The organism is Maribacter sedimenticola, from assembly GCF_900188415.1.
Classification (GTDB): domain Bacteria; phylum Bacteroidota; class Bacteroidia; order Flavobacteriales; family Flavobacteriaceae; genus Maribacter; species Maribacter sedimenticola.
Map to the genome: position 1 here is coordinate 123,959 of NZ_FZNV01000004.1, position 13,029 is coordinate 136,987.

Sequence of the window (13,029 nt, forward strand, 5' to 3'; positions counted from 1 at the left end):
ATAAAATATGCAATCCTTTCGTTTTAAATAACATATTAAAATCCTAGAATACTCATTACTTTAATTTAGATTTAAGTTCTTCTAGTTTCTTTTCCTTTAAAATTATAAGTTCAAACACGTCATCATTTGCAATTTTCAAATGTTCAACCCTTTTCCTTGCGGTAAAAACTCTTTTTTCGGCTCCTTTTAATTTTGTTGAATATAAGTCAATAAGTGCTGCAATGGAAGGTGTTCGCATTCTTTCTTTTTCTAATTCTTTCTTATTAAATTCTACCTCCCATTGTTGATTTTTTAAATTATTGACAGCATTATTATAATTTAAAATTGCATCATGAGAATGTAATTCTAATAATTCAACTTTTAAAAGTGCAATTTCTTCTTCTATTTTTTCTTTTGATTCGCAGGATATTAAGATTAAAAGAAATATTAATACGGCTTTTTTCATTTTAGTGAATTTAATTGAATCTAAAACTACAAAAATACCTTTCCATTAAATTACCACAAGCACCATATAGCCCATTTAAAACAATTTAAATTTAAAGCAGTTAATCCATGTTGTTAGCCACTTTAAAAATCTACTAACATTTTATGATGGAAAGAAATATAGGTAAGTCTAATTAAATATAGAAAATAACTCATTTGGAAGGAAAACTTTAAATTCGTTATTATAGGACTGGATTAGATTAAAATATAGAATCCTCGTAAACCGCTATCAATAAATCTGATTTCAATAATTGTTCTTTTAATTTATTATTTTCCTTTTTAAAATCAGATTTCAAACTATCGATTTTGTTATTGATAGAATTTATCTCTTCTTGAGTAATATCCGATTTTTTTGTTAATATAGAGTAACTTGAAAATAATAAACTCATGGAAGATATTACAATTGGTACCCACCAATAAAGAGTTTTTTTATTAGAAGCCTTTTTTACTTTCCTTTCCATGTGCAAATCCTTTTCATTTTGTTCATATAAACTTGTAAATCCACCAATTTTTAAAAAGGATTTTGTTAAATCAGTCTTATAATATATTATTCCTGAATCGTTTTGATCATATTGTATGCCTTGTCTAATTTTAAAATATTTATGGTGGTGTGTAAATATATTTTGGGCAACATCTCTAAATTTGTCTATGTCGTTCATAGGATTACCAAGAGCCTTGTACACATTTTCTGCCTTGGAATTATTATGATTCATTACATATGTTAATATTCTATCTTTTAATTGTGCTATTCCTAATTCGTCCATTCTTAATGTTTTTTAATAATAACTTTCGTAATATTTATCAGAAAAATAGTAGATTTTAAAATGCTTTTTTACCTAAAATTTTATTAGTTATAAAATTTACCTAATTAAAAAGAATGAAGTATAACTAATATAATAGTTATTCTTACTATTATATTTTTTTTTAAACTACCAGGCCAATATTGTTTTTATAAATTTCGTTCCATCAATCTTTTTTTAGAACAAAATCGCATTTATATAAGCTCATTGAATATTTAAATAATTTCAATTCTTTGATAATAATATTAAGCTATCAAATAAAAAATCATTGAATATTAATTACAAATTATTAAAAATAGTTTTTGCTTATAACAATTTAGTGTATATCGATTTAATACTACAACATATCCAAGTAAGAAAAGAGATGAAAAATTAAAAGTATAATTACGGAACTAAAATCACATTTGGAATACTTTATATTACTTGAAACTCTGTTTCCTATCCAATATGTTGCTATTGAAAAAATTGAAACCAATGTTATTGCTCCAATTAGAATAATACCGTCTGAAACAAGTTTAGACATAATAAAAAAAACCTTTTGTAGGATATCCCAATAGATAAAAGAGAAAAGACTTGACAAATACCCCCGCATAAAGTCGAAACTATGACAAAGAGAGCTAAATGCTCTATAACAAATTTTAGATATCTTAAGGAAAGGCTCTCTAACTTTTTAGAGGGTTCTTCTACCTTACTTTCCATAACTTAAAATAACAAAAAATAGGCTTAACTCGTAAGAAGCCAAGTAAATACTGCTCCTATCGCAGCACCAATGGCGCCAGAAATTATAGTGCTATTATTAATCTTATTCCAAAGATTCATCATATATGACGGATTAAGCCTTTTCTTTTCCTCCTCAACGAATTTATACGCCCCTTTAATCTTTGCTTCCGCAAAATTCTTCCCCTCCAAAAAGACAAAACAATCGTGCTTTATAGGCATATTCCTTTCAATCGTTCGGTTTAGCACATTATACTGAACTAATCTATTGGCCATTAAATCGGTAGGCTGTGGATTGTTTGTTATTTCCAGTACCAATTTTCCCTCTCGGCTCACAGTTTGCATAATCATATCCATCTTTTTGCGCTCTTCATCAATGCCCATTAATCTTATTGTCATTTTAGCCATTATATAAAATTTAGATTAAAACATCCTACAAAATTACTTAATCCTACAAAGCCTAACTGCCTGTTTTGTTAATAGTTATCAACCTAACAAAAGCAACTTAACAGGCTATACCTTTAACCCCTAACCACTTAAAATATTATTAATAATAATTGTATTTTTATAGAATCCCAATTATAGTAAGGATAGGAAACCTCGTCCAATGGCAAAAATGTTAAAGTTTACTAAATCTACCAGACAACTTACAATCAAAAATCCGGATACTGGAGAGTTTTGTATCTGTATACAACTCATTTTAAATCTTGCTATAAAATAGATTATACACTAATTTACAACAGGATTAAACTAATGCAGAACCTTGAACGCGATAGAAAGCAATCAATGACCCTCGGGCTTAGAAAGGTAGCCGAAATACTCTGCTTTTATCTGATACGAAAATATAGGAGTAATTGAGAAATAGCCAAGGTCAAAACGTTCGCAAAGTACAATATCCCAGAGAGCAGGGTACGGACCTTTTTAAAAAAGTGGGAATGTTAAAAGAGTCAAGCCCTGTAATTAAGTTTTAGAGATTTTTAAACTTTGTACCCAAAACCGGATAAAACCATTTCGATAGGAGTCCACACAATCAGCTCATGTATCTCGTAATAGCAGTAGATTAAAAACAAAGCTCCCAGAAACACTACAAAGGCCGTTCCAATGTAATCTGATATATCTCCTCCTAAATCTTTGAACCATCCTATCATCCCCTTAAAGAAAAAAATATCCATTAGATAGAGAAAGTATAATGCACCACCGTAAAGGGGTACTAGGAATATAGTACTTAGCTTTAGCAATATCCCAATAATTCCCATATTTGAATCATACTCCATATTAATGGCCAAAAGAACATAAACCAAGAATGCATAGGCAAAGAACAGATATAAGGTCTTGTTATTCGCATAGTCCCGTTTTACCTCGTAAATAGTCTCTTTTAGCTTCAAAATAACGTAATTAGGTAGTATAGCCCAATAATTATAATGTGAAAATGGGGTAAATATTGCATGATTTGATCAACTTGTTAATGATACCAAATATTATATATATAACAATTGTATTTTAATTATTAACGTAAATAATATTTATAACATATTGTTATATTTAGTAATGTCTATAGTGTCGGAATTCTAAATGTTAGAGCTATCTAATGGATAGTGGTGGTATGATCAGTAGGGATATAAATTACGCACTAAAAAGACAAAAAGCCTTTTAGAGGGTGGTAATCCATAGAATTGTATTTTTCAAATTCAATATAGATACCTTTCCTAACTCTTTCGGGAGAATAAATATTAGTTGTTGCCGCCCTATCGGTCTTAATCTTAGCCCTCGACGTATTTATTTTAGTCTTGACGTTATTCTCTAGAGACGTGATCTCTCCACCCAAAAATATACTGTCTACAAACATTTGAATTGTTTGGTATTCGCTTACCCTAACTATTTCATATTCTGATTCTACTCTGTAATTGAGTATAATAAGGGGTGCAATAATCAAGATTATTCCTAGAACGGTTAAAAATTAATATATTGAATCGGTTGGTATACTGTCGAATTCCATTTAATGGGTTTATAGTTCGTGAAAATTACAAATCACATCTATAAAACACTAATGAGGAGATGAGAATAACACTAGGTTTTGGCTATTATACAGCCTAATAAGCAAGTGGATTATAAAGGTATTTCTAATTGCTGAATTCGTTAGCGTAATACTAAGGTATCTCAGCTATATTCAATTAATGTCTATATTTAATTCAAAATAATTCTTCCGAATAACCTTCGATTTTTTTTAGTAGTTTTTCTGCTTTTTTATAAAAATTTTTCTTTTCGTCTTTAGAAATATCATCTTTAAAAGTTTCCTCAATTGTATTTATTACCTTGTGGGTTAAATCAAAATAATGCTCCCTAATTTCCTGCTTCATTTTTTCTTGATATTTATGACGTTCATCTTTACTTTGGGTTTTAGTCGCATCCTCCAATTCAAAAAGTATCTTGTCTTTAATCATTTTGGCCTCTTTAAGAAGCATTTCACGTTCCATCATAGCTTCTTCTTTTAATAATAAATCAACTTCCTTTTTTTCAAATTTAATTTTTAGTTCTTCTTCACTCAACCTACTTTCATCTTTAGCGCCATTTACATAGCTTATTATCGACCATAACAACATAAAGGTTGTTATGACACAAATTATAACAATAAAAAAAAGATTATTCATAGTTTAAAATTTGAAAAATGCATTTCCATCAATAATATGGTACTTCAATCTCTCTATTATATGAACTAGGCAAGTTCCTATTATTGAATAATAAGCTGCACTAATCAAGCCTTGTGTTATTTCTAATTTTTCATCGATACTATATAGAAATCCAAATAATAAAGAAAGAAGTATCGCCATTGAAAAAACACCGCTATTTCTTGAGCTTACGCATACGGTAATTGGGTATACCGAGGCGAAAAGGAATAGTGATTTTACTTCTAATTCTTCAGCTATAAACTCAATAAAAATTGGTGCAGCTGGAATTATTAATATGAATATGATACTTGAAATAAATGAATTTAAACCACCTTTTTTATTTGAAGCCATAAAAATTTTAATATTTTAATAAAAACAATTGCTTATTATAGAAAAAACCAAAATAAGAAAAATCGATTTATTATTTATATTTACATAAAACAAATGTCCGTCTTTAGATGGTTGGTTACCTCCCCAACCTTTAAATGGATTATGATATACTTATCTGAGTCCCCCACTTGTACGGCAGCCTTATAGTCTTGGTCTAGCCAGTAAGTCACAACAGGCATACCAGTTATGTTGAAGGTAATATCTAGGCTAAACCAATTATCTTTAAAGCTTACGCTAATCCACTTGATATACTTACGAATGAAGCTCTGCTTATTCTTGAAGTAGGTATTCCGTTATATGTAGCCTAAATCCGTCCCTACCTGCTTTAATTTGTCTTTGAAGTTATGGTAAGATTTCAATTCCTTTATCAATATTTACCTCAACTACTATCGTTGTGGCTTCTACACCAAAAACTGCACTCCCATAAACTTTTGTAAGCATTTTTAATCCTTTGGTCTAAAAATAAGGATTTCTTTACTTTTTTGAATTTCTTCCTTGTTCATCATCATTTTCCTGAACTTACCATCCACATACATTTGCGCCTGGTCTTGATAATGCCTACTAAAAGGATTTCCTGATTGGCCAGTGGGCAATATGCTTACACTGTTCTCCACATCAGAAAAATCTATTATTCTTCTGGTAGATGGTCCAGAACTGGTTTTGTACAATCCCGTATCATCATAAGGAAAGGCCATATTACTGATGACTTCCCTAGACCCCTCAACCTCAAAGGGACCTACGTTAAAAAATGAGCGTAATGCAGCAATCTGACCTATAGGATGGGTGTGCTCCAAAGTATGTACTTTTTTCCATTGCCATTCATTAATATTGGTACCAAAATCATCCCTTAACGAAACAAGAGCCTGTTCAAATGAACTATTGACAATATCGTTTATTGTTTCCTCACGGTCATTGGTCGCAATATCATCCCACCATACAGAAGCGTCATTTTTGGATAAAGGTGCAATTATCCTTTTCATTAGATGGGTACTTAAGAACTGAGAGAACAACTCATCACCTAGTTCATCTTTAAAAGTTTGCTTTAACAGATAATATACCCAGCGGTTATATACCGTTCCTTCAATAGATGAAAGCTCATAGTTGCCATCCCACAGATTTAATAAATCAATGACCTTTAATTCCTTTTCCTTCAAGGTAGAAATATCAATATACTTCGTTAGATTATAGACGATTTCGGGTTCTACCGAAGAGGTAACATCTGTAATCATTTGAGTGGCCGAATTCAAGTCCCAGTCATTTTTAGGCTCCAATAATTCTACGATTCTTTTAGCCCTGTTCTCTGGTAGATAGTAACCAGGATAAAGCATACCCGCTATGGAATCCGGCTGATTATTGGCAGAATACACATAATGGGAAGGCGGGTTTATGGCCTGTGGATTTTCATGAAAGGGCAACCATTCCTTTTCTACTGGAAGCCCCTGCCCTTCTTCATAAATAAATTTTGTATGGACCGAATCAGGAATGTGATAAAGTTTTGCCGTAGCGAACCAGGCAATATTACCTTTTGCATCGCCATACATAACATTTAGACCAGGCGCATGAATTTTAGGCAAGGCAGATTTAAACTGCGTGATATTTGTGGCAAAACTTAAATTAAACAAGGCATCTATAACCTGGTTTTCCGTTTGCGTATAAACCCATGACATGGCTATGGGCCTGTCTCCGGTTATTTGGTCCGCAATTCCATTTAAGACAGGCCCATGAACCGTTTTACGATACTTAAAATTTACAGCTTGTGCATCTTTGACCTTAATGGTCTTTTCTACAATTTCATAATCGACAAACCCATCTTGTGCCCAGTATTGGTCCTTATTCGTAGGGTTTGGCCGTTCGTAATAAAAGTCTACATCATCATTCTCAAACATGGTCAACCCATAAGCAATTTCCCTATTGTGACCCAGTAATGGAAAAGGAATACCAGCTATATGATATCCGTATTTAGTATACGATGGTGTTTCTATATGTGCTTCATACCAGACAGATGGTTGCGCAAAACCTATATGTGGATCATTCGCAAATATTACTTTTCCGTTTTTTGTTTTTTCAGGAGCAATGACCCAGCTATTACTACCTTCAAACAACGGAATTTCCAAATTGCCCAATGCATTATTAACCATTGCAGTTAATTGATTTTGAACGGAATCATTAGGAGTTGGCTTATAATTTTTTATCCATTCCGTATCTACATTGGAACCCACCTGAAGGTCCATTAAATATTCCGGCCCTAATTTTGCATGAATAGTGGTTAACAATGGATCTGTTTTATGTGCCATGGCAAAACTAAAGGCCATATAACCAATGGTATTGTAAATATCCTCCAGGACAAAATCTCGCTTGTCTATACCGGTCAAATAAAACTCTATAGGGGTTGGGCCTTCCGCGATAAATTGATTAATACCCGATAAATAGGCCGAAGCCAATTCAACTCCTTTATTTTGTCCATCTAAATTGGCGACCGTTTGCTTAGTGGCGTCTGAAATACCCAATGACAGAAAAAATTTATCGGTATCCACCAAATCCGGACCAAATACTTCGGAAAGTCCACCACTTGCTATTCTTCGTAATAGCTCCATTTGCCATAAACGGTCCTGGGCATGTACGTATCCCAATGCCCTGAAAGCATCTTTTTCGTTGGACCCGTAAATATGGGGAACACCATAATCATCATAATAAACACTTACCTCCTGTTGTAAACCTGAAAGTTCCTTATTGCCAGAATAATCAGGCTTAAGGGTATAGGTAAATATTCCTACTGCTATAAGCAACAAGACAATGATGACCAGCAAAAATTTGCCAATTTTTTTTAATGTTTTCATAGTTATTTCGGGGAAAGTTATTTCCACCAAGTTATAACTATTTTTAACATAAAGGGCTCGCAACTCTGCTTTTTACTGACAAGTAGTCAACATCTTACAAAATTAAAGGTCTATTTTGCATTCCCTAGGCCTTCTAAAAGCCAATTTTTATACGTGGGAATATCGGTATTCTGTATAGCAGTATTCAAAACCTCCAAATCTGGGGACAACAGCACATAATAAGGTTGGGAAATTGAATTAAAATTTACTTCCTGAAACGTACCCCATTTTTGCGCAATATTATTGATTTTCTTAACTCTACCACTTTCAAATTGGAAATTGAATTTTTCGGATTCCGGTAATTCCTTTCTATCGTCCGTATATAATGAAATCAATACAAATTCATTTTTAAGCAATGGATATATTTCACCATCGCTCCATACGTTTTCCTCCATCTTTCTACAATTCACGCATGCCCAGCCGGTAAAATCCAATAAAATGGGCTTATTGACCTCTTTGGCATATGCCAGACCACTCTCAAAATCCTTAAAACAATCTATACCTAAGGGACAATCACTTTCTTGTTCAAAAATGCTATAAAATTCCGGTGGCGGAAAACCGCTCAATAATTTTAAGGGAATAACCTTAACAATACCCAATACGAGATACATGGTAAATACCAAACTGACCACCCCAGTAAATTTACGTCCAAGCGATAGTTTTTTTACCGGTGCATCATGCGGAAATTTATAGAGCCCAAACAAGTATAAGGTCATAGCAACACCAAGAAGAATCCAGATTCCTAGGAAAATTTCACGCTTTAATATTCCCCAATGACCTACTAAATCTGCATTGGAAAGAAACTTTAAAGCCAGTCCTATTTCCAAAAACCCAAGCACCACTTTTACGGTGGTCATCCATCCACCAGATTTGGGCAAGGAATTCAACCAAGCCGGAAACAATGCAAAAAGTCCAAAAGGCAATGCCAATGCCACACCAAATCCGGTCATTCCAGCAGTAAGGTTGGTAGCAATTTCACCCTCTGCCAAGGTTGTACCACCTAATAGACCGCCCAATATTGGTCCAGTACACGAAAAGGAAACAATGGCCAAGGTGACCGCCATAAAAAATATACCCAAGACCCCGCCAACTTTTGATGAGGCAGCATCCATCTTATTGGCCCATGAGCTAGGCAGTGTTAATTCATAATAACCGAAGAACGAAAACGCAAAAAATATAAAGATGATAAAAAACAAAAGGTTCAACCATACATTGGTGGCTATGGAGTTTAATATCTGCGAATCTACAGAATCAAATAAATGAAAAGGTAAGCTTAACAAAAAGTAAATCAGCACAATAAAAAAGCCATACAGAAGTGCATTAATAATCCCCTTTGATTTTTTCTTGGTCTGTTTGGTAAAGAACGATACCGTAAGCGGTATCATAGGAAATACACAAGGTGTCAATAAAGCAATTAATCCGCCAAGAAATCCCAGTCCAAAAATTACCCAAATATTGGTGCCAGCCGTAATATTCTCCTGCCCTTTAACAAGAAGTTCCTTGTTCGTTAAGTCTAACCGAAGTTCCTTGCTCAACGCCAAACTCCTATCATCTACAGTTACCTTCTTAGCTTCTGCCGTGGAACCATCCAACCTAAAAACAAATTGCTTGTCCATAGGAATACATACCTCCTTACATACCTGAAAGAACAAGTCAACCACAATTTCATTAACAACGGTATCCTTTAATTTTATACGCTGTGTAAAAATGGCATTGTCCTTAAAATAAGTCTCGTCCACTTCAAAAATATCACTATACTCTACAATAGTTTCACTTTCATTAGTGCCCCCTATCAACTCATAGACCGTTCCATTGCCATTATAAGTAAATTCACTTGGCAAGGAACCATTTTCTGAAGTAAACTGGGAATACACATGCCATCCATCCATGATATTGGCTTTCATAACCAAATCATATTCCGTCTCTGAAATTTTATTGACCTGCTGTTCCCAAACTACCGGATTTTCATCTGTCTGTGCTTTTACGGCAAATGGCCATACACACAAAAAAAGAATGAGCACTAAATTTTTTATCATGTTATTTCTATTTTTAAAATCTTTTGGGCATTATCCACGACCTTAAATCTATTGTCCGCACGCATTCCTACCACCCAAACAATCTGATCTTGCGAGCATAACAACCAAATATTCTCTTTTGATAGGATATCCAATTTTTCATCCTTAAAAAATTTGGCCAATTTTTTTTTGCCATTTAACCCTATTGGATAAAAGTAGTCGCCCTTTTTCCATTTCCTTAACGTCAAAGGATATTTTAACGTATTTTTCTGTACGTAAATTATGTCTCTTGAATTATCATAACGTTGAGAGACCTCTGAAAATTTAAGTGATACCGGGTGTTTAACAACTACTGCATCCTCCCTAATATCATAAGAATGTTTATCATTATGAGTTTGTACAGGAGAGAGCAATAAAAACTCACGATTCTTTACCAAAATATGTGTATTGGACCGTATAAATTTACCGCTTAATCCGTCCAAAATGGATTCAAGATTTTCCAGTGCCCTAAATCCGTATTCATAAAATAGTCCATGTAAGTAAGTAGACAATGGATGTAGCTTCTTTAATTTGATAATAGGGATTTGATATCCATTTCCCTGTGGAACGAACAATTCTTTCTTTAATTCTTCTAGATATGCATTGGCTATCGTGTTGGTTTGTTCTAAATACCGCAATGTATTTTTAAAATTCTCCGAAAAGGTTGGGTGAAGTTCCTTTAGAATTGGAACAAGATCGATCCTAATTTTATTTCTAAGATACTTGGTATCCGCATTACTACTATCTTCCCTCCAACGTATATTATTGTCCTGTGCATAGGAAGCCAACTGCTCCCGTGTAAAAGGTAATAATGGCCTTCTTAAATATGTTGTTTTGGCCGGTATTCCCGTTAGGCCTTCAATACCGCTTCCCCTTGATAGGTTGATCAAAAATGTTTCAAGATTATCGTTGGCATGATGTGCGGTCAACAGTAAAGAAATGCCTTGTTCGCCTAAAATTTTAAGAAACCAGGCATAACGCAATTCCCTACAGGCCATTTGCATGGAAACTTTATGTTGGTTGACATAGCCCAAGGTATCAAAACGGGTTACAAATATTTGACTATTAAGTGATTTTGCCAATGATCTTACAAAATCTTCATCTCCATCACTGGCATGACCACGTAGGCCAAAATTGCAATGTGCCATTGAAAACTGCAAACCTAATTCCTTACAAAGTACGCAAAGAACCACACTGTCCAATCCACCACTACAGGCAATTAAAAAGTGATTGGTCAATAACTCCGGAAAGTCTAATTCAATATGTTCCCTAAAGGCTTTTAACACGGGATAAAGGTACAGAAGTCACATAAGATTATTAAAAACATATACCAGTATTTTTAAGCTTACTATTTTAATGGTATAGAATTAATGCCCAAAAAGAAGCTTTACCTAAAAAGACATGTCATTTCTTTTTAGATTTCTTTACTTTCACTAAAATATACTATACTTCTACGACTACATTACCTTCTTATCCGCTTTAATTCTTTTCAACTACATTTTCCTTCTTAAAGCTATCACATAAATGTTGCCAGTTATGCCGTTACAACTCCATACCGCACATTCCTAAAATATGTCAAATGACCTACCATTAAAATTTATTCATGCCAACTACAGAGTTAACTTGACCAACCTATGATTGTTAGATTTTGAAAATTTGATACCCACAAATATTAAAAGCAAACCCAAAAGCCCTAATTTATAGAAGATTAGGAATTTATTTTAAATACGGAATACCTTAATTTATTTTATCTAATTTTGCGCCAGTGAACATCCAAACATACTGTTATAGAAGTATATAGGATATATAAAAAGTAATGAGCAACGCTAGAACCAGATTGTTTTTTTTGGATGCCATACGCGCTTGGGCCATTTTGATGATGCTACAAGGGCATTTTATAGATGGACTTTTAGACAATGCCTTTAGGGATAGCTCAAATTTAGTGTTCAGCACTTGGAAATATTTTAGGGGTATTACCGCGCCAGTATTCTTTACCGTATCCGGATTCATTTTTACGTTCTTATTGATTCGTTCGCCCCAAACGGGCTGGAACAATCCCCGTGTAAAAAAAGGTTTAAAAAGAGGATTGGAGCTATTGGCAATCGCATATTTGCTAAGAATGAATCTTTTTGGCCTGTTCAAAGGGGAAATTTATGATTCATTTTATTTGGTGGATGTTTTACACTGCATAGGTCTTTCATTACTATTTATTATAGCGTGCTATTTACTGACGTTTACCAAACAAAAATGGATTTTCCCTGGTGTATTGGCAGGCACAACGTTGGTTTTGTTCATTTTTGAGCCGATTTATAAATCAATGAGCTTTGAGATATTACCTCAATTTCTCGCCAATTACTTTACAAAAGCACATGGTTCGGTATTTACGATTATACCATGGCTGGGCTATGCCTCTGTAGGTGGATTTCTTTCCGTTATTTTCACCAAGTTTCAGGAACACAAAAAGTTGTACACCGTTCTTATACCAGCATATATTGGTGTTGGATTGACTTTGATTTTTCTTTCATCGGATTTTTTCAATACGGTTCACGAGATGACCGGTATAGCTTTATTTGAAGCGATATATTCTAACAATTACCTATTTATTAGACTTGGTGATGTGTTATTGGTCTTTTCCCTATTTATTCTTCTTAGAAGTTTCTTAATGAACGCTACGTGGTTAAAAATTGGTCAGAGTACATTGTCCATCTATGTGATACATTTTATCATTTTGTACGGTAGTTTTACAGGAGTAGGCCTATATAGGTTTTTTCATCATTCCCTAACTCCGTGGATAGCCATTCCCGGGGCAATAATGTTTATGTTCATTTGTTCTTTTTTGGCCCTGAAATATGAAGACCATAAAATAGAATTTAAAGCCGGTATTTCTTCCTTTTTATCCATAGTAAGGATTTATTTGGAACAATTTGCACTAATAGCCTTTGAAGTCTTAAAAAGCGTTACGGAAAAGGTATTACGCACTTTAGGCCTAATTAAAAATTAATTTTTGTTCATAAAAAAAGCAGCCTGTTCAAGGACTGCTTTT

Annotated in this window: 10 protein-coding genes; 1 reads left to right on the plus strand and 9 read right to left on the minus strand. The window is 33.5% G+C overall.

The window, feature by feature from the left end:
• Nucleotides 1–55 precede the first annotated feature (55 nt).
• From CHB68_RS13090 to tilS, 9 genes are all read right to left on the minus strand, one after another.
• Nucleotides 56–445 (minus strand): hypothetical protein, encoded by a 390-nt coding sequence (locus CHB68_RS13090; protein WP_089261368.1) that lies wholly within the window; start codon nt 443–445, stop codon nt 56–58.
• 238 nt (nt 446–683) lie between these two features.
• Nucleotides 684–1,247, minus strand: a complete 564-nt coding sequence (locus tag CHB68_RS13095; protein WP_089261369.1) for a hypothetical protein — start codon at nt 1,245–1,247, stop codon at nt 684–686.
• A 759-nt stretch (nt 1,248–2,006) separates the two neighbouring features.
• Complete coding sequence (locus CHB68_RS13105) at nt 2,007–2,408, minus strand: hypothetical protein (RefSeq protein ID WP_089261371.1); 402 nt, start codon at nt 2,406–2,408, stop codon at nt 2,007–2,009.
• Between the two features lie 569 nt (nt 2,409–2,977).
• Nucleotides 2,978–3,385 carry a hypothetical protein gene (locus CHB68_RS13110; protein WP_089261372.1) on the minus strand — a complete coding sequence of 136 codons (408 nt, stop codon included), beginning with the start codon at nt 3,383–3,385 and terminating at the stop codon, nt 2,978–2,980.
• 804 nt (nt 3,386–4,189) lie between these two features.
• Entirely contained in the window at nt 4,190–4,648 is a 459-nt protein-coding gene (locus tag CHB68_RS13120) for a hypothetical protein (RefSeq protein ID WP_143815211.1), read from the minus strand.
• Between the two features lie 3 nt (nt 4,649–4,651).
• Nucleotides 4,652–5,017: a hypothetical protein gene (locus CHB68_RS13125; RefSeq protein ID WP_089261375.1), complete on the minus strand. Its 366-nt coding sequence runs from the start codon at nt 5,015–5,017 to the stop codon at nt 4,652–4,654.
• A gap of 482 nt (nt 5,018–5,499) precedes the next feature.
• On the minus strand, nt 5,500–7,893 hold the full coding sequence (locus CHB68_RS13130; protein ID WP_089261377.1) for a penicillin acylase family protein: 2,394 nt from the start codon (nt 7,891–7,893) through the stop codon (nt 5,500–5,502).
• Nucleotides 7,894–8,003: 110 nt separating this feature from the next.
• Nucleotides 8,004–9,968, minus strand: a complete 1,965-nt coding sequence (locus CHB68_RS13135; RefSeq protein WP_089261379.1) for a protein-disulfide reductase DsbD family protein — start codon at nt 9,966–9,968, stop codon at nt 8,004–8,006.
• Nucleotides 9,965–11,272, minus strand: coding sequence for a tRNA lysidine(34) synthetase TilS (gene tilS, locus CHB68_RS13140; RefSeq protein ID WP_089261381.1), 1,308 nt, complete (start codon nt 11,270–11,272; stop codon nt 9,965–9,967). Before tilS ends, CHB68_RS13135 begins: the two co-directional genes overlap by 4 nt.
• A gap of 530 nt (nt 11,273–11,802) precedes the next feature.
• On the opposite strand from tilS, the gene CHB68_RS13145 reads away from it, so the two are divergent.
• On the plus strand, nt 11,803–12,987 hold the full coding sequence (locus CHB68_RS13145) for a heparan-alpha-glucosaminide N-acetyltransferase domain-containing protein (RefSeq protein ID WP_089261383.1): 1,185 nt from the start codon (nt 11,803–11,805) through the stop codon (nt 12,985–12,987).
• Nucleotides 12,988–13,029: the final 42 nt, after the last annotated feature.